This is a genomic window from Bacillus sanguinis, assembly GCF_018332475.1.
GTDB lineage: Bacteria > Bacillota > Bacilli > Bacillales > Bacillaceae_G > Bacillus_A > Bacillus_A sanguinis.
This window is the reverse complement of record NZ_BOQB01000266.1, coordinates 1-23,559: the sequence shown is the minus strand read 5'-3', so window position 1 is coordinate 23,559 and position 23,559 is coordinate 1. Positions and strand designations below refer to the sequence as shown.

Below are 23,559 nucleotides of genomic sequence, written 5' to 3'. Positions count from 1 at the left end.
ACTACTCGAGCACCGGACTGGCATACGTAACGATGAGATGCGACAGTTATCTAAACCGGACTTTTTAAACAACCCTTTCAAAAAAAAGCCTAGATGGTATTAGTATAACCATCTAGACCCTATTCTTACTTCTGTTCTTTTAAGCTTAATTTTAAGTTTAACTCTTCAAGCTGTGCTTCTGCAACTGGGCTTGGAGCTTCTGTTAATAAGCAGCTTGCGCTTGCTGTTTTCGGGAATGCAATTGTATCACGAAGGTTCGTACGGCCTGCAAGTAACATAACAAGACGGTCTAAACCTAATGCGATACCGCCGTGTGGTGGCGTACCGTATTCGAATGCTTCTAATAAGAATCCGAATTGCTCTTGTGCTTCTTCTTGTGAGAATCCAAGTGCTTTGAACATTTTTTCTTGTACGTCACGCTCGTAAATACGAAGTGATCCACCACCAAGCTCATAACCGTTTAATACAAGGTCATATGCTTGTGCACGTGCTTTTTCTGGTGCCGTTTCTAATAACTCAACATCTTCACGGAATGGCATTGTGAATGGGTGGTGAGCTGCGAAGTAACGATCTGCATCTTCATCGTACTCAAGAAGTGGCCAATCCGTTACCCATAGGAAGTTAAATTTACTTTCGTCAATTAACTCAAGCTCTTTACCTAGACGTAAACGAAGTGCACCTAAGCTATCTGCAACAACGCTCTTCTTATCTGCTACGAATAGTAATAAGTCACCAGCAGTAGCTTCTAATGTAGTCATTAACGCGTTTGCTTCTTCTTCACCGAAGAATTTCGCGATTGGTCCTTTTAAGCCGTCTTCTTCAACTTTAAGCCAAGCTAGACCTTTTGCACCGTATACTTTTACGAATTCAGTTAATGCATCGATATCTTTACGAGAGTATTTGCCCGCAGCACCTTTTGCATTAATTGCTTTTACTTGTCCACCGCTTTCTACAGCACTTGTAAATACTTTAAAACCACAACCTGCTGCAAACTCAGATAAGTCTGTTAGTTCCATTTCAAAGCGTGTATCTGGCTTATCAGAACCGTAGCGAGCCATTGCATCAGCATATTTCATACGAGGGAATGGTGCACTTACTTCTACACCTTTTGCATCCTTCATAACTTTCGTCATCATGCGCTCCATCATATCTAAAATTTCATCTTGTGTTAAGAATGAAGCTTCGATATCGATTTGCGTGAATTCAGGTTGACGGTCTGCACGTAAATCTTCGTCACGGAAACAACGTGCTACTTGATAGTAACGCTCAAATCCGCCGACCATAAGAAGCTGTTTAAATAGCTGCGGAGACTGTGGTAATGCATAGAATTCACCATCATGTACACGACTTGGTACTAAATAGTCACGAGCTCCTTCTGGTGTGCTCTTCGTTAAAATTGGTGTTTCTACTTCTAAGAAATCTTCTGTGTCTAAGAAGTTACGAATTGTTTTCGTTACGTCGTGACGCATTTTGAATGTGTTGAACATTACAGGACGACGTAAGTCTAAATAACGATATTTTAAACGCACATCTTCGGATGCATCTGTATCATCAGCAATAATGATTGGCGTTGTTTTCGCTGCATTTAATACATTTACTTTCGTTGCTTGTACTTCAATACGACCAGTTGCCATATTGTCATTAATTGCGCCTTCACCACGCTCAACAACTGTACCTTCTACGTGTAATACGTATTCGCTACGAATTGTTTCTGCTATTTCTAACGCTTCTTTTGATGTTTCTGGGTTAAATACAACTTGCACGATACCTGTACGGTCACGTAAGTCGATAAAGATTAATCCACCTAAATCACGGCGTTTTTGTACCCAACCTTTTAATTGAACTGTTTGTCCAACTGCTTCTACTGTTACTTTTCCACATGCATGTGTTCTTTCAGCCACTGTAAGTTCCCCCTATATTAATTTCTCTGCTACGTATGAAGCGAATACATCTAATGCTACTTCTTCTTGTTCGCCTGTTGCCATATTTTTTAAGTTAATGATGCCTTTATCTAGCTCATCTTCCCCTAATACAGCTACAAATTTCGCCTTTAGACGATCTGCTGATTTAAACTGTGCTTTCATTTTACGATCTAAATAATCTTTTTCAACTGATAATCCAGCTTTACGAAGATCAAACGCAACTTTCGCAGCATGGTCTTTCGCTTTTTCACCAAGCGCTACAACATAACAATCAATACTATGTTCAATTGGTAATTCGATGTTTTCAGCTTTTAGCGCCATAATTAAACGTTCGATACTCATCGCAAAACCGATACCTGGCATTTCTGGCCCACCGATTTCTTGTACAAGCCCGTTATAACGTCCACCACCGCTTAATGTAGTGATAGCACCGAATCCTTCTGCTTCACTCATAATTTCAAAAACAGTATGTTGGTAGTAATCTAAACCACGTACTAAGTTCGGATCTTTTTCAAATGGAACATCCATCATCGTTAATAGCTCTTGAACTTTGTCGTAGTACACTGCTGAATCTTCGTTTAAGTATTCTGTAATAGATGGCGCTGTTCCCATTAATTCATGGTTACGGTCCTTCTTACAATCTAAAATACGAAGAGGGTTCTTTTCTAAACGAGATTGGCAGTCAGAACAAAACTCACCAATACGTGGCTCGAAGTGTGCGATTAACGCATCACGGTGCGCTTGACGGCTCGCCGCATCACCTAAGCTGTTTAATACAACTTTAATATTTTTTAAGCCCATGCCGCGGTAAAACTCTACAGCAAGTGCAATTACTTCTGCATCAATCGCAGGATCGTTACTACCGATTGCTTCAATACCGAATTGTACGAATTGACGATAGCGACCTGCTTGTGGTCTTTCGTAACGGAACATTTGACCGATATAGTATAATTTCGTTGGTTGTGTTGCATCACCGAACATTTTGTTTTCAACGTAAGAACGTACAACAGGTGCAGTACCTTCTGGACGTAATGTTAAACTGCGCTCCCCACGATCTTGGAATGAGTACATTTCTTTTTGTACGATATCTGTCGTATCACCAACACCACGTAAAAATAGCTCAGTGTGTTCAAAAATTGGTGTACGAATTTCTTTATAGTTGTAACGACGGCAAATTTCGCGTGCTTGCCCTTCGATATACTGCCATAACTCAACAGTGCCTGGAAGAATATCTTGCGTTCCGCGTGGGATTTGAATAGACATATTCAGTTCCTCCTCAAATTGTTTTAATCTTAATAAAAATAAAAAAACTCCCGCCTCTACTGTTTGAACAGTAGGGACGAGAGTATTATACCCGTGGTGCCACCCTAATTGAAGCACGTATGCTTCCACTTTTTTAATAACGCTTAAATGTGCGTTCATCCCTACTAAGCATATATGCCGTTCAAGTTGAAACCTCTAGAGTGTCATTCAATCAGTCATCATGCAGAAATGTTTTCAGCCTAAGACATTTCTTCTCTTTCCATGTGTGTCTCATTTACTCTTCTCTATCAACGGTTATATTCATATGTAAATATAAAATTACTATACGTTTGTTGAGTACGATTGTCAAGTACTCTAAGAGCGCTCAATCTGCTTCTTTAGACGCTTTACATCTTGAAGAGAAATCCCAAACTCAGAAGCGAGCTCCATTGAAGTATTGTTTTGCTCTTTTGAAATAAAATCATGAAAATTTACGTTAAACAGTTGATTTGCACCATTTGTAACAGAATGCCCTTTTTCATTCATACGCATACGTATATCCCTCACATTCAATATAGATGTTTTACTTTTTATTGTTCCATATTGATGAAAGGGTTATACATACAAACGAATAACACTATTCCATAACGCTCTTATATAAATAATTACCTCTTTGAATCATAAAGAATGTTGCAACCATCGCTGCCATTACAAATATTACCCAAGTACCGTAACTTAACACTGCGAAAATAATTCCTAATGCATTGAAAAGAATAGCTAAGCTAAATTGCAATAAAAATTTTAAATCTTTAAAGACTGACCAATTCATATACTATCTCCCCTTATCACACATACACTCGAATATTTTTACTATTTTTTACATTATACTATATAAGTAATGACCTAATCTATTGATTCCAAATAAACATTAACACTCGATTCACAACAATAATAATCGCAAGTCCACTCGCTAAAATAGGATGCTTCAAATGATACAATGCTGCAATTTCTATTCCAAATAAGATTATCTTAAAAGTACATGTAGCATACCTTGTACTTCCCATTCTGCGTGCGGCGCTCCAAATAGTGCTCATATGACAGCAACAATAATCGGCAGAATAATCGCAAGTGTAATTTTTATAGCCATTATTGTTCCTACTCGAAATCCCCAGTATCCAACAATTCCAAGAACACATAACTCTAGCATAAAACGTAAAGCTATATTGAATTCTTGAAGCATGCTACACCTTATTTTCCTTTTATTCCCTTTCAAATTCATCCTATATTAAATGAACAAAACATACAACAATGTATAAAAAAGAGAGGATGATATCATCCTCTCTTCTTAAGCAACACTATTTACTTTCCACAATTAGAGTCACCGGACCATCATTGATTAAAGAAACATCCATCATTGCTCCGAATTTCCCTGTTTCTACATGCAATCCTTGCTTACGAACTTCCTCATTAAAGAAATCATATAAACGCTCTGCATAATCAGGTTTGGCAGCATCCATAAAGTTTGGACGTCTTCCCTTACGGCAATCTCCGTATAATGTGAATTGCGAAATTGATAGAACTCGTCCTTCTACATCAAGTACAGAATGGTTCATCTTTCCGCTCTCATCTTCAAAAATACGTAAGTTCGCAATTTTTTCTGCAATGTAAGTTGCATCTTTTTCGGTATCTTCATGCGTAATGCCAACTAGTAATGTTAAACCGAACGGAATTTGTCCTACGATCTCACCGTCTACTGTGACAGACGCTTCTTTTGATCGTTGTAAAACAACTCTCATCTTTTCTACACTCCCTATTAATGCATCATGCGTCGTACTGCATAAATTTCTGGAACACGTTTAATGCGTTCTACTACTTTTTTCAAATGCTGTAAGTTACGAATAGAGATTGACATATTAATTGTCGCCATCTTATTACGGTCACTTCTACCAGAAACCGCCGAAATGTACGTTTTCGTCTCTGTAACAGCTTGCAATACTTCATTTAATAAACCACGGCGATCATAACCTGAAATTTCAATATCAACGTTATACTCAATTTCTTTTTCAGGACTACCTTCCCACTCTACTTCTAATAAACGTTCTATAGCTTCTTCTGTATGAACATTTACACAATCACGACGGTGGATTGATACGCCTCGGCCTTTCGTAATATATCCAACGATATCATCACCGGGTACTGGGTTACAGCACTTTGATAAACGAATTAATAAATTATCCGCACCACTTACCTTAACACCAGAATCCCATTTTCGAATTTTCATCGGTTTACGAACTTCTTTAACTTCAACAATCTCTTCTTCTTCACGTTGCTTACGGAACTTGTCCGTTAATCGCGTAACAATTTGCGATGCAGTGATGCCGTTATACCCAACTGCCGCAAACATATCTTCTTCATTTGCAAAGTTGAATTTTTCAGCAACACGTTTTAAATTGTCAGGTGCTAATACTTCTTTCATCTCATACTCTAGGCTACGCACTTCTTTCTCAACAAGTTCACGGCCTTTTTCAATATTTTCATCTCTACGTTGCTTCTTAAAGAATTGACGTATTTTGTTTTTTGCATGAGATGTTTGAGCAAGTTTCACCCAATCCTGACTTGGTCCATACGAATGTTTCGATGTTAAAATTTCAATGATGTCGCCTGTTTTTAATTTATAATCAAGCGTCACCATTTTACCGTTTACTTTTGCACCAATTGTTTTATTTCCAATCTCTGAATGTACACGATATGCAAAATCAATCGGAACAGATCCAAGTGGCAATTCCATTACATCGCCTTTCGGTGTAAAGACGAATACCATGTCAGAAAATAAATCAATTTTTAATGACTCCATAAACTCTTCTGCATTAGAAGCTTCATTTTGCCATTCTAATATTTGACGGAACCATGTAAGTTTCTTCTCTAATGTGCCTGTTGTTTCTGCTGTTTTTCCTTCTTTATACGCCCAGTGTGCCGCGATCCCGAATTCTGCAATTTCATGCATTTCTTTCGTACGAATTTGCACTTCAAGCGGATCACCTTTCGGCCCAATTACAGTCGTATGAAGAGATTGATATAGATTTGCTTTCGGCATTGCAATATAATCTTTAAAACGACCTGGCATCGGCTTCCAGCACGTATGAATAATTCCAAGTACCGCATAACAATCTTTAATACTATTTACAACGACACGTACAGCTAATAAATCGTAAATTTCATTGAACTGTTTATTTTGCAGTGCCATTTTACGATAAATACTGTAAATATGTTTTGGTCTTCCAGAAATTTCAGGCTGAATTGCAACTTCGTCTAATTTCTCACGAATACCAGTCATTACTTCGTCTAAATACTCTTCACGTTCTGCACGTTTACGCTTCATTAAATTTACAATACGATAATATTGCTGTGGATTTAAATAGCGAAGTGATGTATCCTCTAACTCCCATTTAATAGTACTAATTCCGAGTCTATGTGCTAAAGGTGCAAAGATTTCTAACGTTTCATTCGCAATGCGACGCTGCTTCTCTTGAGGCAAATGTTTCAATGTACGCATGTTATGAAGACGATCAGCTAGTTTAATTAAAATAACTCGAATATCTTGAGCCATTGCAATAAACATTTTGCGATGGTTTTCTGCTTGTTGCTGCTCATGAGATTTATATTTAATCTTTCCGAGCTTTGTCACACCATCGACAAGCATAGCAATTTCTTTATTAAATTCCCGTTCAATATCTTCTAATGTAATCTCTGTATCTTCTACTACATCATGTAAGAAACCTGCTGATACTGTAGCTGGATCCATGTGTAAATCAACTAAAATACCTGCAACTTGAATTGGATGAATAATGTACGGTTCACCCGATTTTCTATATTGTTCGCTATGTGCATCGCGTGCATATTCATAGGCACGTGCTACTAGCTCAATATCTTCATCCACTAAATATTGACTTGCTTTCTCGAGTACCTGTTCAGCTGTTAGTACCTGCTCATTTGCCATCGAATCACCTTTTATTGAAAATTGACTTTATCTTTATTAAATAGAATAAATTATATTCTATCATTATAACCCAATGATTGTGAATTGTGAAAAGGAAAAGATTTTACTGACATTTCACCATAATTTTTTGTTCAATTATACAAAAGTACCCGCTCCTCTCCAAGAGATTCACGGGTACTTTTTATCACCGTAGTTTTACCTATATAGCGATTAGTATTTTTCTAATACTAATACATCGTAACCATCTAACATTTTACGACCATCTAAGTAAGTAAGTTCTACTAAGAATGCAATTCCAGCTACAACTCCGCCTAGCTCTTCAACTAACTTAATTGTCGCTTCAATTGTTCCACCTGTAGCTAATAAGTCATCTGTAATTAACACGCGTTGACCTGGCTTAATTGCATCTTTATGGATTGTTAAAACATCTTTACCATATTCTTTACCATAGTCAACTGTAATTACTTCACGTGGTAATTTTCCTAATTTACGAACTGGAGCAAAACCTACTTCTAATGCATAAGAAACTGGGCAACCGATAATAAAGCCACGTGCTTCTGGTCCTACTACAAGGTCGATGTCTCTCTCTTTTGCATACTCAACGATTGCATCTGTTGCTGCTTTGTATGCTTTACCGTCGTTCATTAACGGTGTAATGTCTTTAAACACAATACCTTCTTTTGGATAATCCGGTACAATTGCGATATGTTGCTTGAAATCCATATTTCTGAATCCTCCTCAGATCTAAAAGGTTTGTAAATACAAATCCTTTACCCTAACTGTTCTACTTCTTTATGATTACGAATCGTTTCAAACCATGTATATAGTTGCTGATATGTGCTATAAACCAATTCTTTTTCTAATTGTAAGTGGTTCATTTTCTCACGATATGTGTTCGATTCAATTAAATCACGCTTTTGTTTTTTGTCTGCCATAAAAATGACGCCATCTTTTATTGTAACAAATTCTAACTCAAAAAACACCTGTGTCATGAAATTTACTGTATCTTTTGACCAACCTTTATGACGACACAGTTGTTCCCCGTATTGTCTTAAAGAAAATGGTGATTTTTGGCTTAAGAATGAGTAGTACCATTTAAAGTGTTCCCTCGTTGGAACGGTACTAAATAAATGATTATTTTCTTGATAAAATAGTGTATAAATTCGCGACGGGAACCCAACCTTAAATAGATCTCGTAATTCATCTGTTCCTTTTGGCAAATCAAGTAACACGATGTATTGATCATCTAACTGGGTTACTTCTGATGCATGCATCATATGCTCTTTATAGTCTTCTAAAGAAAATTTATTCAACACCTCTTCAGAAAAATACACCATCGTAATTTTTTCTTTCGGAAGTTCTGCTAAATTTGCCTCTACGTTACGCATACTACGCCAATCAAATAATTGCCACGCCTCTACCGCAATATCTTGTACCATTAATTGCGGCTTCTTAAAATTATTCCACTCATTGATAGATGCTTCCCCTATTACAGATACCTTTGCAACTGGAGAAATTTCTTTCGCATACGCACCAAAACCGAATCCGATTGTATCCAGTGTTGCTTGTCCATCGCGAAGAGCCATTTTCAAATGAGAACCATCTGATCCGATTGCTCGAATACTTTCTAGATCTGCATCTTTCACTGCAATACGTGGTTTTGGATTTCCAACACCAAATGGCGCTAACTTTTGCATATCTTCAATTGCTGCAAGTGTTACATCCTCCACTTTACAAAAGACATCAACGGCTGTAATTGGAATAAAATCTTCTTCTGTTAAAATTGTATCTGCTTGTTCATTTAAGCGGCGGCGCAATTCAACTACATCATTCATATGTAGCGTCATTCCTGCTGCCATCGGATGACCTCCGAAGTGTGGCAATAACTCTCTACAATCTGACAAGTTTGCGAATAAATCAAATCCTGCAATACTACGTGCTGAACCTTTTGCTGTTTCTTTTACAGGATCAATGCTCAGTACAATTGTTGGACGATAAAAACGTTCAACTAATTTAGAAGCGACAATTCCAATTACACCTGGATTCCAGCCTTCTTTTGCAAGCACTAGTACTTTATTATCTTCTGGCGGGAAATTATTTTCCACTTCAGCGATAGCTTCTTCTGTAATTTGCTTTACAATATCTTTTCGCAGTTTGTTCAACTCATCAATTTCTTCAGCCAACTCTTTCGCTTCTTCTGGATCATCTGATAATAAAAGATGTACAGCCGGCGTAGCATCTTCTAAACGCCCAACCGCATTAATACGCGGTGCGATCGAGAAGCCTATACTCTCTTCTGTAATTTCACTTTGTGAAACGTTAGCAACTTTAAACAGCGCCTTTAGTCCGATATTTTTCGTCATGCGCATATGTTTTAAACCGCGCTTCACCAGCAATCTATTTTCACCATGAAGTGATACTAAATCGGCTACTGTACCAATTACTGCAATTTCTAATAAATGTTCTGGCACACGTCCTAATAGTGCATGTGCCACTTTAAACGCAACACCTACACCAGCTAAATAGTGAAACGGATATACACCGCCATCTAATTTCGGATGAATAATCGCAAGTGCTTCTGGCAATTCTGGTGGTGGCTCATGGTGATCTGTAATAATAAGATCTACCCCAAGCTCCTCCGCTACCTTCGCTTCATGTACTGCTGCGATACCAGTATCGACAGTAATAATTAGCGAGAACCCTGCGCTATGCGCCCAACGAAACGCTTCTTCGTTTGGTCCATAACCTTCAGTAAAACGGTTTGGAATATAAAATTCTACGTCTGCACCTAATTCTTGCAAGGCAAGGTATAACACAGTCGTACTACTTACTCCATCCGCATCGTAGTCACCAAATATTAATATTTGCTCTCCATTTTGAATCGCCTTATTTACACGTTCTACCGTTCTATCCATTCCTTCTAATAAAAATGGATCATGAAATTCTTGATTTTCTGTATTTAAAAAATCTAAAATCTTATCTTCTGTATCTAGTCCTCTACCGAGGAATAACGAAACGACAAGTGGTGATAATTGTAATTTACTTGCTAATTCACTCACTCGCTCGTCATTATATTCTTTTTCTTTCCAACGCGTCTTCGGTTGTAACACGAAATCACCCCTTAACCTGTTCATTATACAAGACAGATTAAGGGGTGACAATATCATGCAAACTACGATGCAATATCTGCATACAAAAATGTTAATGATCTTTAATTTGGAGAATACGGATTTATATGTACGAACACATTTTGTACGTTATCTTGTTCCATCAGCGTTTCTTTTACATGTTTTCCAATGCGGTGCCCTTCCTCGACAGTAATATATGGATCTACCGAAACTTTAATATCAACAATAACGTAATGGCCATGCTCCCTTGCATATAAAGAACCGATTTTTTTCACACCATCTATTTGAAGTACTGCTTCTCTAAGCGGAATAACATCTTCCTCATGAAGAACATGATCAAGCGTTGCATGAATTGCTTCTGCCCCGATACTCCACGCCATTTTTGCAACAAGAAGTGAAACAAATAATCCTGCAATCGGATCGGCATATACAAGCCAATCTAATCCGAATTTACCACCAATAATCGCTGCACAAATACCGATTAAAGCTGCAATTGAAGAAAACACATCCGAACGGTGCTCATATGCATTTGCAATAATTGCATCACTATTTACCTTTTTCCCTAATCGGAATTTATATTGAAACATTCCTTCTTTCACGATAATCGAAAGAACGACAGCAAAAATCGTAATCGCTTTCGGTGGTTCTAGTTCCTGCGAAAAAGCTTTTATAGACGAAATCGCTATCTCGATTCCTACAATAAATAATAATACCGCAACAATAATCGCTGAAATCGATTCCGCTTTACCATGACCATATGGATGATCTTCATCTGGCGGCTGTTTTGCTGCTCGCAATCCAAACAGTACAGCTAAAGAACCAATTACATCTGATGCAGAATGCACGGCATCCGCTAATAGCGCTTTACTGTTCCCAATATAACCAATTACCGCCTTTACAATCGCTAATATAATATTACCAACGATCCCGACAATAGCACCAAACTCGGCCTGTTTAAAACGTTCATCTTTTTCCATAATTAAAATCCCTTCTTTTCTTAACCTATCTTTTTATTGTAACAAAAACAGCGATAACATCACCACTTTCTTCCATTTTTCCATTTCAAAGTTGCTATCTTATTGTATCCACAAACGAAAAAAGAGATGCCTCATAAAGAGACATCATCTTTTTTATACTTGCGGTTCAGATTCTACTTTCTCAACCTTTTTCTTGTTTTTCCCCTTTTTCAAACGACGGTTTTCAAGCATTAACCAAATTTGAGAAGCGACGAAAACAGAAGAGTACGTACCTACAACTAATCCGACAAGTAAAGCAAACGAGAAATTACGTAATGACTCACTACCGAAGATAAGTAACGCAATTACCGGGAATAACACTGTTAATACGGTGTTAATTGAACGACCAAGCGTTTGACGAATACTTGCATTTACGATTTCTTCTAAGTCTTTTATATCGCGAACTCGTTTTTTCTGTTTGTATAATTCACGGTTTCTATCAAATGTAACAATGGAGTCATTAATAGAATAACCGATGATTGTTAACACCGCAGCGATAAACGTTAAGTCTACCTCTAATTGGAAAATACTAAATATAACAACCATAACGAATGCATCATGTAGTAATGCAAGTACTGCAGATAATGCATACGTAAATCGGAATCGAATACTTACGTATAAAATGATAACCGCAGAAGCAATCAGTACAGCGATAAATGCATTTCGTGCAATTTCTTTACCAATTGTTGGTGAAACTGTACTTATGTTTGGATCTGTACCATATTTATCATGGAAGAATGTTTTTGTTTTCGCAATTTCATCTTTTGATAAAACACCTAATGTACGAACTGCGAATCCTTTATTGTCATCCCCAGTCGGTACAATGTTTTCTTCCTTCACATCAATGTTCAATTCTTTAAAATCTTTATGAACATCAGAAACAGTAACAGCTTTTTTTGATTGCAAGTCGATACGTGTACCACTCGCAAAGTCAATACCAAGATTCAATTTGAAAATTGGTAAAATAATTGCGCCTGCAATTACAACTACAATCGAGAAAACAAGGAATTTATGACCGATATTTACGAAGTTAATACGATCAAATCTTGTCGGTGGATGTACTACACCTTTTGTTAATGGAATAATATCCTTTTGTTTTACACCAAAGTATCCTGGTTTTTTATCGAAGTAACGGCTCTTTACAAGTAATCCTAGTAAGAAACGAGTACCGAATACGTTCGTAACGAAACCAACTAAAATACTTACGATTAAACTTGTTGCGAACCCTTTTACAGAGCTATTACCATAAACGAATAATACACCAGCTGCTGCAAGTGTTGTAATGTTCGCATCTAAAATGGTTGCTAATGAACGATGGTTACCAGCACGGAATGCTGACATCATTGACTTACCAATTTTCAGCTCTTCTTTCAGTCTCTCGTACGTAATAATATTCGCATCAACTGCGATACCTACCCCGAGCACTAACGCCGCAATACCTGGCAACGTAAGAACTGCATGCATCCAGTTAAAGACAAGTAATGTAACGAAAATGTATAGACCTAACATAATAACCGCTACAAGTCCTGGTAAACGGTAGAATACAAGCATAAATAAGAAAATAAGAGCGATACCAATCGCACTAGCGAAAATCGTTTGCTCTAACGCTTGTTGACCAAACTTCGCTCCAACAGATGTTGAATACATTTCTTTTAAATCAACAGGAAGTGCACCTGCATTTAATAAAGATGAAAGTTGTTTCGCGCTTTCAACTGTGAAGTTTCCACCTACGATAGATACTTCAGCTTGATTAAACACTTGGCTTACTGTTGCTGCTGATAAGAACTTCGGATTCGGTTTTGCAGATTCTGCTTTGTATGAATCTTTTCCTTCTTCAAAATCAAGCCAAATTACCATTAAATTCGTTGGTGGTGGCATTTTTGAAATTTTTTCAGTCACTTCACGGAATTTTTCAGCGCTTTTTAGTGTAAGACCTACGCTCGCACGGCCTTGCTCATCGAATGTTTGCTTCGCTCCGCCGCCTTTTAAATCCGTTCCGTCCATAAGAAGATTGTCATCTACATCACGGAATGTTAATTTCGCTTGTGTTGATAACATTTCACGTGCTTTTTGCTGATCTTGTACACCAGCAAGCTGTACACGAATTCGGTCCTGCCCTTCGATTTGAATGTTCGGCTCACTTACACCGAGAACATTGACACGATTTTCAAGAGCACCTACTGTACTTACAAGTACGTCTCGATCGATTTTATCACCTTTTTTGGCTGGTTTTACTTCATACAGAATTTCAAAACCACCGCGAAGGTCTAGTCCTAGACTAATTCCTTTTGCTATGTCTTTTCCTGCCGCACCAATTACTCCACCGATTAATAAAACGATGAGGAAAAAGGCGGCAATTCTCGTACCACGCTTTGCCATATGTACCCTCTTTCTGCTACTAACACTTTAAATAAATCTCTTACGATTCACTTTACACGTGTGCATACGCCTAGTTAGTAGACTTCCTTTCTATAATTTTGCTAGTTCATCACTAGCCGCGTCGGTAAGTTTTTCACAATACCTACACTTTCGTTATTTATTTTCTCTCTTCACTACCCCCTTTATATATAATCTTAGACATAATCATTTCCTCTTTATCAATACCTATCATTATACTGCAAAAGGAAGAACAAACCAATTGCAGTCGGTTATTTATTTTCATATTCATCAAATGACCAAAGTGGTGCTTGATATGCTTCAACAGTTAAATAAGTCATATATTCATTAGCACTTACTGTTAATACGTCATTCACTAATTCATATAACCTAATGTCACTATCTATCTTTTTCCATTTTTTCACCTTAAGAAACTTCCAAATATCATTATCTGTCACTCGGTCATAACCAAACATGTGAAATTCTTCTACTTTACTTTCTAAAACGACTTGTAACTGTCCGCGGTATGATTCTACCAAAGCCTCTCTATCTAACATATATAACATCTCCTTCTTATTTCGCACGAAAAGTCGCTTTTAATCCCGCTCTAATGGACAGCAATAACTACTTTCAAGAGCACTCTCTTAAATGCTTGTCATTCTTGTCTCGTACGTGCATATAAATTATTGTAAATCATTCCACTGATTTTGAGAAGGTAGGAGAAGACCATGACGAGACAAAGCTTTTTAAAAGGCGCATTTATTTTAATGATAGCCGGCTTTATTACCAAAATCCTGGGATTTATTAACCGAATTGTAATGGCACGTATTTTAGGAGAAGAAGGCGTTGGCCTTTATATGATGGCCGTTCCTACATTTATTCTAGCAATTACACTAACACAAATCGGCCTTCCTGTCGCAATCGCAAAATTCGTAGCAGAAGCAGAAGCTGTGAACGATAAACAAAGAGTTAAAAAAATATTAACAGTATCATTAGCCGTTACATCCGTTATTAGTATCATTTTAACAATTGGAATTATGCTCCTCACGCCCATTTTAGCAAAAACATTATTAACTGATGAACGAACGTACTATCCATTAATGGCCATTTTACCTGTCGTTCCTGTTATTGCTGTTTCTTCTGTTTTACGCGGTTATTTCCAAGGGAAACAAAATATGAAACCTAGCGCTTATGCTCAAGTTATAGAACAAGTTGTCCGCATTACCATTATCGCTATATGCATTCAGTTATTTTTACCTTACGGTGTAGAATACGCTGCAGCTGGCGCTATGTTATCAGCCGTTCTTGGTGAAGTTGCATCGTTATTATTTTTACTCACTTTATTTCAGCGCGAAAAACACTTATCAATACGCTCTGGATTTTTCACTACTGTAAAGGAAAGCAAGGGGACATTTTATTCTCTTATGGATATTGCACTTCCAACTACAGGAAGTCGTTTAATTGGTTCTGTTTCCTATTTTTTTGAACCTATCGTCGTTATGCAAAGCTTAGCGATTGCCGGTGTTGCTGCCTCTGTCGCAACCCAGCAATACGGTATATTAAACGGTTATGCCTTCCCACTTCTTTCACTGCCAGCCTTTATTACATACGCGCTTTCTACAGCACTCGTTCCATCTATCAGTGAAGCGATGGCCAAAAGACAGCATAAATTAGTGGAACATCGCTTACAACAAGCTCTTCGCATTTCATTAATTACTGGCGGGTGGTCAGTTGTTATATTATACGTGTTTGCTTCTCCTGTTTTAACTCTTATGTATGGATCAGATAGTGCAACAGCATTCATCCAGCTTCTTGCACCTTGCTTTTTATTTCATTACTTTCAAAGTCCACTTACCTCTGTTTTACAAGCTTTAAACTTAGCACGGGCTGCAATGATGAATACATTTATTGGCGCCATCGTGAAATTAATCGTTATTTTTGTACTAGCTTCAAGGCCAGAATTTCAAATGATGGGGGTTGCCCTCGCAATTGCAGCAAATATAGTAACGGTAACATTTCTTCATTACGCTACTGTTTTAAAGAAAATTACATTTACCATTTACGCAAAAGACTACATTTTCGGCGGACTTGCCATCGGTATTGCAGGTAGCTTCGGTTTTTACCTTCATAAGTATATTGTTTTTTCTCATTCGCTCGGTGTACAAACGTTATGGGAAATCATTTTAACAACAATCGTTTATACCATCCTACTCTTCACTTTCAAACTGATTCGAAAAGAAGAATTAAGCCGTCTCCCTATCATTCGTAAACTTTCATTTTTGAAATAAACAGGCTTACTATTTCATATGGTAAGCCTCTAGTTTTCTTTTAAATCAACAAAAAATTGTCCATTTTGAAAGCTGCAGTACAAAACTTGTGTTATATCGTTATAACCTAAGTTTTGTAATTTCCCAATGAGCCATTCATCTGTATGTTCAATCATTTGCAAATGACTAGATTGAATTTCCCCATCAATAATAAGAGGAAGAGTAAATTGTAATGCATCCTGTTTACCTTTTTGTTTTTGAAAGACAGATAACTTCCCAGATGGTTCTAAAATTGCGTATTCTACATCTCGGATATCTCCGACTCCCTGCTCCCTTAATTGCATCATTAAATCATCTATATTATAACGCTGCTTTCTCATCTTCTTTTCATCAATTTTCCCCGCATTTACAAGAATAGCTGGCTCACCTTCTATTAAATGCCGAAATCGTTGAAACTTTAATGATATGACTGACAAAATGATTTGTATGCACATAAGAAACGTCATCGGAACTAATTGGTGCCAAAGTGATTTATCGGTATTTTCAATTGCGACTACAGCCATTTCGCCAAGCATAATGAATACGACTAAATCTAATACACTTAGCTCTCCAATTTCACGTTTACCCATAAGACGAAAAATAATTAATATGATGATATACAAAAGCATCGTCCGGCCAATGATTGATACCCATTCCATTTCTACATCTCCTTTTTTACGTATAGACTCCCCTATAAAAAAGAAACTAGTCTAACTTAGGCAAAAGGAAAATATGCTTGTATTAAAAAGGGGGAATGTATACATGGATGGAACGAAAAAATTATCAACTGCAATCGGCTTTGGTATCATTACCTTATTAATTCTTGCATCAATTATTAGCATGGTTATGGCTCTTTTATTAAAGTTTACAGATATGAACGAAGGGACATTAGCTGTTACTATTTTTATACTAGCTCTTTTATCTATGCTTATATCCGGATTTACTGCCGGCAAAAAAGCACAAGGGAAAGGTTGGCTAGTAGGTTTCACAACAGGTCTTACATTCGCTATACTTGTTTTTCTAGTTAACTATTTAGGCTTCTCTCAAACTTTATCGAACTCACAGTTACTTTATCAATTAGCGTTAATGGGCGCGAGTACACTCGGTGGTATTTTCGGTGTAAATATGTCAAAACAAAACAACTAAAAAAAGGCCCTGCACATTTCATGCAGGGCCTTCCTCATTAGTTTTTCACAACTTCACGAATCGCATTGCGATCAAAAGTTAAGTGTGAACCACCAGATTTAATAACGATTTTCGTATCATCTACTGATTCGATTGTACCGTGTAAACCACCGATTGTTACGATAGCATCACCTTTTGATAACTCACTTTGCATTTGAGCAACTGCTTTTTGACGCTTTTGTTGCGGGCGAATTAATAAGAAATAGAAAATCGCAAACATCGCAACGATCATAACGATATTCATCATACCTGGATTCATCTTTTTTTCCTCCTTTTAAATTATGTATTAGAAGTTTTTAGCATTCGGTTTATTAAAGCCATACTGTTCAAAGAATTCTTCGCGGAAATCGCCAAGACGGTCTTCACGAATAGCTTGTCTCACCTGCTCCATTAAGTTTAACAGAAAATGAAGGTTGTGATAAGACGTTAAACGAATTCCGAACGTTTCATCACATTTCATTAAGTGACGAATGTACGCACGAGAGTAATTTTTACATGTATAGCAATCGCAATTTGGATCAAGCGGACCGAAGTCTCTTGCGAATTTCGCATTTTTTACAACTAGACGGCCTTCACTTGTCATACATGTACCATTTCGAGCGATACGAGTTGGCAGTACGCAGTCAAACATATCAATACCACGAATTGCACCGTCGATTAATGAATCAGGAGAACCTACTCCCATTAAGTAACGCGGCTTATTATCTGGAAGAAGTGGTGTTGTAAACTCAAGTACACGGTTCATAATATCTTTTGGTTCTCCAACAGATAAACCGCCTACAGCGTAACCAGGGAAGTCCATTGAAACAAGGTCTTTTGCACTTTGACGACGAAGCTCTTCGAACTCTCCGCCTTGTACGATACCGAATAAACCTTGATCTTGTGGACGTTCATGCGCTTTTAAACAACGTTCTGCCCAGCGGCTTGTACGCTCTACAGACTTCTTCATATATTCAAAAGTAGCTGGGAATGGTGGACACTCATCAAATGCCATCATAATATCTGATCCTAATGCATTTTGAATTTCCATCGCTTTTTCTGGTGATAAGAATAATTTATCTCCATTTAAGTGATTACGGAAGTGAACACCTTCCTCTTCAATACGACGGAAGTCACTTAAACTGAATACTTGGAAACCACCAGAATCCGTTAAGATTGCACGATCCCAGTTCATAAATTTATGCAAACCACCTGCTTCACGAATAATTTCGTGACCTGGGCGTAGCCATAAATGATACGTATTACTTAAAATAATGCCAGAATCCATTGCTTTTAATTCTTCTGGTGACATTGTTTTAACTGTTGCAAGTGTACCAACTGGCATGAATGTTGGTGTATCAAATGAACCGTGCGGCGTATGTACGCGTCCTAAACGGGCACCTGTTTGTTTACAAGTTTTAATAAATTCATAACGAATTGCTGTCATAATTTACTCCTTTTATTTGTTTCCCATTTTAGCGTGAGATGCAACGAACATTGCATCACCGAAGCTAAAGAAACGATATTTTTCTTTTACTGCTTCATTATAAGCATGAAGTACATTATCTCTGTTTGCAAATGCACTTACAAGCATAATTAATGTTGATTTCGGTAAATGGAAGTTTGTAATCAAACCATCAATTGCTTTAAATTCATAACCTGGATACATAAAAATGTCTGTCCAGCCAGAAGCAGCACAAAGCTTGCCATCATGATCTGTCGCAATTGTTTCTAGCGTACGAGTTGAAGTCGTACCTACCGTAATAATACGTCCACCACTCTCTTTCACACGATTTAATAATGCCGCTGTCTCTTCAGACATATGGTAATATTCTGCGTGCATATGGTGTTCTTCAATCGTATCGGCAGAAACTGGTCTAAATGTTCCAAGCCCTACGTGAAGTGTAATGAAAGCTAATTCAACGCCTTTTTGTTTTAACTTCTCCAGTAACTCTTCTGTAAAGTGAAGTCCTGCCGTCGGCGCTGCTGCTGAACCGATTTCTTTCGCATATACTGTTTGATAGCGATCACGATCTTCTAGCGTCTCTTTAATATATGGAGGAAGTGGCATTTCCCCAAGTTCATCTAAAATTTCATAGAAGATGCCGTCATATGAAAATTCAAGCTGACGTCCACCTTGATCTGCAGTTCCAATGCAAGTTGCTTTTAATTTCCCTTCGCCAAAAGAGATAACAGTTCCTTCTTTTACACGTTTCGCTGGCTTAACAAGCGTTTCCCACGTATCGCCTTCTTCTTGTTTTAAAAGAAGTACTTCAATGTGCGCGCCTGTATCTTCTTTCACACCATGCAAACGAGCAGGCATTACTTTCGTTTCATTTAAAACTAAGCAATCTCCCTCATGTAAGTAAGAAAGAATATCCGTAAAATGTTTATGCTCAATATTCCCTGTTTCACGGTCTAACACCATTAATCTTGATGTTTCACGATCTTCTAACGGGACTTGTGCAATCAGTTCTTCTGGTAAATGAAAATCAAACAGATTTATATCCATAACTATATCCACCTATTTCTTATTTGAATCGATTTATTATATACATAATAAAAGATAATACAATACTTAACACAATACATGTAATGACCGGAAAATAAAAGGTAACGTTTCCTTTTTTCACAAAAATATCGCCTGGAAGCCTTCCAATGAACTTCCAAGCTAATCCGACAACGATGAGTAAGATACCTGCTGTAATAAGCAATTTTGGCATCTCCGTCATACTTTTGGCATCTCCATACCGAAATGCTCATATGCAAGCGGCGTTACAATTCGGCCCCTTGGCGTTCGTTGTAAAAAGCCAATTTGTAATAAATACGGCTCATACACATCTTCAATCGTATGAGATTCTTCTCCGATCGTTGCCGAAACCGTTTCTAACCCGACTGGGCCACCGCGGAATTTCTCAATAATACCAAGCAATAATTTATGATCGATATGATCTAGACCTAATTTATCTACTTGCAGTAGTTCTAACGCCATTTGTGTAATTTCCATTGTAACTGTTCCGTTACCACGAACTTGTGCGAAATCTCGTACACGTCGTAATAAACGATTCGCGATACGAGGTGTACCACGAGCACGTCTTGCAATTTCTAGTGCAGCTAACGAATCAATTTCAACTTCAAACACTTCTGCTGTACGTTCTACAATCGCAGAAAGCTGATCTACTGTGTAATATTCTAGTCTCGAAAGTACACCGAAACGGTCACGAAGCGGCGCTGATAATGCCCCCGCACGCGTCGTCGCTCCAACTAATGTAAATGGTGGTAAATCTAAACGTACAGACCGAGCTGATGGCCCTTTTCCAATTACAATATCAAGGCAAAAATCTTCCATCGCAGGATATAGCACTTCTTCAATCGATCTATGCAAGCGATGAATTTCATCAATAAATAATACATCCCCTGGCTGAAGCGCTGTTAATACAGCTGCTAGATCTCCTGGCCTTTCAATTGCTGGACCTGAAGTTGTTCTAACATTAACGCCCATTTCATTTGCAATAATATTTGCAAGCGTCGTTTTACCCAGACCTGGTGGTCCATACAAAAGCACGTGATCTAACGTTTCTTCACGCATTTTCGCCGCTTCAATAAATACTTCTAAATTATGTTTCGCTTTATCTTGGCCAATATACTGACGGAGCGTCTGTGGCCGTAATGAATATTCTAAATCCGCATCTTCATATGCAGATTCCCCTGAAAGGAGACGTTCGTCCATTATACTCACCTCTTACCATTTAGTAAAAGACTAAGTGCCTTTTTAATATACTGATCCGTTGTTAATGATTCTTTTAATAACTCTGGTACAACGCGAGAAACTTCTCGTTCTGCGTATCCAAGTGCGCGCAGGGCTTCCAGCGCCTCATCAAGCTCAGCTGATGAACCTTTCTTCTCATCAAAACGTTCTGTATCTGAGAATAAATCAACAAATGCATCTGGCACGACATCTGCTAGCTTTCCTTTTAAATCTAAAATCATTTGGCGCGCTGTTTTCTTTCCGACGCCCGGGAATTTCACTAAAAACTTCTCATCTTCATGTTCAATCGCTTGAACGACCTGCCCTGTTTGACCAGAAGCTAAAATTGCAAGAGCGCCTTTTGGTCCAATGCCAGATACACCTAACAACTTTGTAAATAATAAACGCTCTTCACGTGTTTTAAACCCGTAAAGTGCCATAATATCTTCTCTCACATAATGATATGTATAGACACGGATTTCTTGCTTACTTCTTTGAAATACATACGGATTTGGTGTGAAAATTTGATACCCAATTCCATTATGGTCAATTACGACATATTCCGGTCCTACATAGTCCACGTAACCTGTAACATATTCAAACAAAATACGATCTCTCCCTCTTAAATCATGTATTCCATTTTAACATATTTAATGATAGAAAAGCGAGACTACCCCAACAAATGTTCTCTATTACAAACTTCTGTTATTTTCCATTGACAGAAAATATAATTCAACTTAATATACAGAAGTCGATAATGATTATCAATACTAATTAAAGGGGTTACATCAGGATGAAACAGAAACTATTTATTTTATTTACGATTATGCTAGTCGTTCTTTCTATCGTTGGCTGTTCTTCTCAAAAAGAAGAATCAAAAGCGAAAGAACAACCGAAAACAAAAGTTGTAAAACACGCTAAAGGGGAAGCCAAAATTCCAGTAAATCCAAAGAGAATTGTTGACTTATCTGGATCAACAGAAGAATTATTACTTCTTGGACACAAACCTGTTGGTACAGCAAATACATATAAAGATAAAATCCAAAATCATTTAACAGAGAAATTAGATGGTGTAAAAGCAGTAGGTTGGTATTGGGCACCTAAAGTTGATTTAGAAGCTGTTACTGCTTTAAAACCAGACTTAATTATTTTAAATAATCGTCAATTGAAGATTTATGACCAATTAGAAAAGGTTGCACCGACAGTTGTTTTAGAAACAAACTTAGAAGACTGGCGCGGTAAGTTTAAAGAAGTTGGTAAACTATTTGACGAAGAAAAGAAAGCAGACAAATGGATTGCAGACTACGATAAAAAAGCAGATTCTTTATCTAAAAAAATTAAAGAAAAAACAAAAGATGAGAACTTTATGTTCGTCGCAGTTACACCACAAAACTTCCGTGTATACGGTAGCTTCGGATACGGTGACATCATCTTTAACGACTTAAAACTTCCAGCAACAAAAGGTACAGATTTAAAACAAACGATGGCACAAGTATCACTAGAAGGTCTTGTTGCATTCCAGCCTGATCAAATGTTTATTGTAAACTTTGGCGGCGAAGCTGATAAAGTTTACGAAGACTACAAAAACAGTGCCGTTTGGAAAGACAATAAAGCTGTAAAAAACAATCACGTATATGAAGTATCAAACGAAATCTTCAATACGAAAGCTTTCAATCCAATCGGAAAAGATATGCTAATTGATGAAATCGCAAAAGAAATTTTAGCTAAGAATAAATAAGAAAAAAGCAGCTCACCATGAGCTGCTTTTTTTCTTATTCTGCACTGCATATTGTTTCATTTTTTCAATCGTCTTCACAAAACCTTCTTTTGATTTAATGCGAATACCACGCTTCAATTTCGCACGCTCATAACTCTCCAGCTTTTTCATATCAATTTGAAAGAAGGAATGAATCGCATTATCACTTTTCGGTACACCTTTGAAAATTTGTAATATCCCTTCCTCTGATACTCCAAAATAACCGCTCGTTTTTAATAACGGAGAAATATCATCAACTTTCTTTTGTAATACAATTTGCACATCATCACGATCAACGAGTTGCCATTCTTTATATTGCTGTAAAAACTTTTCTAAGTCTGCTACTTTTTCTGTAAATATTTCCTCACTTACTTCTCCATCAACATACATTCGCTCTAATAAAATTGTAACTTCAGGCTCTTTTTCTGTTACTTCTGGTACTGGCCCTTCCGCCTTCACATTCGTTTCATAAACGAAACAAAACATCATAACGAAAGCTTGCATCGCAATCAGTATCCATCTCATTTCCGTTCACCTCTTTTAGGCAAGATCAAACTTTCATTAGTAGCTTTTCCGGAAATGGGGGTTTTATCCATATAAATGACCATATTACATTTCTCTCGAAAATAAAAAAATGCAGATAAAGTTTTACCTTATCTACATTAGCATTTGTTTTTATATAAAATGAAAGACGCCTGCAAAGCAGGCGTCTTGATGCGTTTACGGCGAGAGACCAGGCGACCACATTCGCGTGTTTAGCACTTAAGCATATCTCTCGTCTTACGTAAATTAGCTCATCGCTTTGCTAATATAACATTAATAAAGTATAAGTGCAACATGTTTATAAAAATATTTTATTTCCTCTTTAATCCAAATAAATTATATGTAAATTATAAATTGATAA

Annotated in this window: 22 protein-coding genes, 1 pseudogene and 1 other annotated feature; of the genes and pseudogenes, 3 read left to right on the top strand and 20 right to left on the bottom strand. The window is 37.3% G+C overall.

Going from position 1 to position 23,559, the window contains the following annotated elements; all coding sequences use genetic code 11:
* Window positions 1-125: 125 nt before the first annotated feature.
* From aspS to KI369_RS23450, 12 genes and pseudogenes are all read right to left on the bottom strand, one after another.
* The gene (gene aspS / locus KI369_RS23505; RefSeq protein ID WP_212957580.1) at window positions 126-1,901 is read right to left on the bottom strand and encodes an aspartate--tRNA ligase; all 1,776 of its coding nucleotides are present in this window, start codon (window positions 1,899-1,901) and stop codon (window positions 126-128) included.
* A 12-nt stretch (window positions 1,902-1,913) separates the two neighbouring features.
* On the bottom strand, window positions 1,914-3,185 hold the full coding sequence (gene hisS / locus KI369_RS23500; RefSeq protein ID WP_038356659.1) for a histidine--tRNA ligase: 1,272 nt from the start codon (window positions 3,183-3,185) through the stop codon (window positions 1,914-1,916).
* Between the two features lie 69 nt (window positions 3,186-3,254).
* Window positions 3,255-3,485: a binding site (T-box leader), on the bottom strand.
* 54 nt (window positions 3,486-3,539) lie between these two features.
* Entirely contained in the window at window positions 3,540-3,716 is a 177-nt protein-coding gene (locus KI369_RS23495; RefSeq protein ID WP_001242605.1) for a hypothetical protein, read from the bottom strand.
* Between the two features lie 85 nt (window positions 3,717-3,801).
* On the bottom strand, window positions 3,802-3,993 hold the full coding sequence (locus KI369_RS23490) for a damage-inducible protein DinB (protein ID WP_212957579.1): 192 nt from the start codon (window positions 3,991-3,993) through the stop codon (window positions 3,802-3,804).
* 79 nt (window positions 3,994-4,072) lie between these two features.
* Window positions 4,073-4,404: pseudogene (locus KI369_RS23485) on the bottom strand (YrdB family protein).
* A gap of 115 nt (window positions 4,405-4,519) precedes the next feature.
* A complete protein-coding gene (locus KI369_RS23480; protein WP_212957578.1) occupies window positions 4,520-4,960 on the bottom strand; it encodes a D-aminoacyl-tRNA deacylase in 441 nt (146 codons plus the stop codon).
* 17 nt (window positions 4,961-4,977) lie between these two features.
* The gene (relA, locus tag KI369_RS23475; protein ID WP_001262809.1) at window positions 4,978-7,161 is read right to left on the bottom strand and encodes a GTP diphosphokinase; all 2,184 of its coding nucleotides are present in this window, start codon (window positions 7,159-7,161) and stop codon (window positions 4,978-4,980) included.
* Window positions 7,162-7,371: 210 nt separating this feature from the next.
* On the bottom strand, window positions 7,372-7,884 hold the full coding sequence (locus KI369_RS23470) for an adenine phosphoribosyltransferase (RefSeq protein WP_000346214.1): 513 nt from the start codon (window positions 7,882-7,884) through the stop codon (window positions 7,372-7,374).
* Window positions 7,885-7,931: 47 nt separating this feature from the next.
* Window positions 7,932-10,271: a single-stranded-DNA-specific exonuclease RecJ gene (gene recJ / locus KI369_RS23465; protein ID WP_212957577.1), complete on the bottom strand. Its 2,340-nt coding sequence runs from the start codon at window positions 10,269-10,271 to the stop codon at window positions 7,932-7,934.
* Between the two features lie 101 nt (window positions 10,272-10,372).
* Window positions 10,373-11,266, bottom strand: a complete 894-nt coding sequence (locus KI369_RS23460; RefSeq protein WP_212957576.1) for a cation diffusion facilitator family transporter — start codon at window positions 11,264-11,266, stop codon at window positions 10,373-10,375.
* A gap of 153 nt (window positions 11,267-11,419) precedes the next feature.
* Entirely contained in the window at window positions 11,420-13,684 is a 2,265-nt protein-coding gene (gene secDF / locus KI369_RS23455) for a protein translocase subunit SecDF (RefSeq protein ID WP_212957575.1), read from the bottom strand.
* Between the two features lie 269 nt (window positions 13,685-13,953).
* Window positions 13,954-14,238 carry a post-transcriptional regulator gene (locus KI369_RS23450; RefSeq protein ID WP_212957574.1) on the bottom strand — a complete coding sequence of 95 codons (285 nt, stop codon included), beginning with the start codon at window positions 14,236-14,238 and terminating at the stop codon, window positions 13,954-13,956.
* A 171-nt stretch (window positions 14,239-14,409) separates the two neighbouring features.
* Between KI369_RS23450 and spoVB the strand changes: the two genes are divergently transcribed.
* The gene (spoVB, locus tag KI369_RS23445; RefSeq protein WP_212957573.1) at window positions 14,410-15,969 is read left to right on the top strand and encodes a stage V sporulation protein B; all 1,560 of its coding nucleotides are present in this window, start codon (window positions 14,410-14,412) and stop codon (window positions 15,967-15,969) included.
* Window positions 15,970-15,998: 29 nt separating this feature from the next.
* On the opposite strand, the gene KI369_RS23440 is transcribed toward spoVB, so the two are convergent.
* On the bottom strand, window positions 15,999-16,646 hold the full coding sequence (locus KI369_RS23440; RefSeq protein WP_212957572.1) for a DUF421 domain-containing protein: 648 nt from the start codon (window positions 16,644-16,646) through the stop codon (window positions 15,999-16,001).
* A gap of 103 nt (window positions 16,647-16,749) precedes the next feature.
* On the opposite strand from KI369_RS23440, the gene KI369_RS23435 reads away from it, so the two are divergent.
* Window positions 16,750-17,133: a TIGR04086 family membrane protein gene (locus tag KI369_RS23435; protein ID WP_212957571.1), complete on the top strand. Its 384-nt coding sequence runs from the start codon at window positions 16,750-16,752 to the stop codon at window positions 17,131-17,133.
* Window positions 17,134-17,170: 37 nt separating this feature from the next.
* Here KI369_RS23435 and yajC read toward each other — a convergent pair whose 3' ends face one another.
* From yajC to ruvA, 6 genes are read right to left on the bottom strand one after another with little or no spacing between them, the layout of a single operon-like run.
* Entirely contained in the window at window positions 17,171-17,431 is a 261-nt protein-coding gene (gene yajC / locus KI369_RS23430; RefSeq protein ID WP_001068068.1) for a preprotein translocase subunit YajC, read from the bottom strand.
* A gap of 27 nt (window positions 17,432-17,458) precedes the next feature.
* Window positions 17,459-18,598, bottom strand: coding sequence for a tRNA guanosine(34) transglycosylase Tgt (gene tgt / locus KI369_RS23425; protein WP_000125362.1), 1,140 nt, complete (start codon window positions 18,596-18,598; stop codon window positions 17,459-17,461).
* 12 nt (window positions 18,599-18,610) lie between these two features.
* Window positions 18,611-19,663 carry a tRNA preQ1(34) S-adenosylmethionine ribosyltransferase-isomerase QueA gene (gene queA, locus KI369_RS23420; protein WP_212957570.1) on the bottom strand — a complete coding sequence of 351 codons (1,053 nt, stop codon included), beginning with the start codon at window positions 19,661-19,663 and terminating at the stop codon, window positions 18,611-18,613.
* A gap of 19 nt (window positions 19,664-19,682) precedes the next feature.
* Complete coding sequence (locus KI369_RS23415) at window positions 19,683-19,883, bottom strand: DUF2905 domain-containing protein (protein ID WP_000138163.1); 201 nt, start codon at window positions 19,881-19,883, stop codon at window positions 19,683-19,685.
* Window positions 19,880-20,881, bottom strand: coding sequence for a Holliday junction branch migration DNA helicase RuvB (gene ruvB / locus KI369_RS23410; RefSeq protein WP_000344450.1), 1,002 nt, complete (start codon window positions 20,879-20,881; stop codon window positions 19,880-19,882). The genes KI369_RS23415 and ruvB overlap by 4 nt, the downstream gene beginning before the upstream one ends.
* 5 nt (window positions 20,882-20,886) lie before the next feature.
* The gene (gene ruvA / locus KI369_RS23405; protein WP_212957569.1) at window positions 20,887-21,504 is read right to left on the bottom strand and encodes a Holliday junction branch migration protein RuvA; all 618 of its coding nucleotides are present in this window, start codon (window positions 21,502-21,504) and stop codon (window positions 20,887-20,889) included.
* A 188-nt stretch (window positions 21,505-21,692) separates the two neighbouring features.
* Between ruvA and KI369_RS23400 the strand changes: the two genes are divergently transcribed.
* Window positions 21,693-22,637, top strand: coding sequence for an iron-hydroxamate ABC transporter substrate-binding protein (locus KI369_RS23400; RefSeq protein ID WP_212957568.1), 945 nt, complete (start codon window positions 21,693-21,695; stop codon window positions 22,635-22,637).
* A 12-nt stretch (window positions 22,638-22,649) separates the two neighbouring features.
* Here KI369_RS23400 and KI369_RS23395 read toward each other — a convergent pair whose 3' ends face one another.
* Window positions 22,650-23,180, bottom strand: a complete 531-nt coding sequence (locus KI369_RS23395) for a BofC C-terminal domain-containing protein (RefSeq protein WP_212957567.1) — start codon at window positions 23,178-23,180, stop codon at window positions 22,650-22,652.
* Window positions 23,181-23,559: the final 379 nt, after the last annotated feature.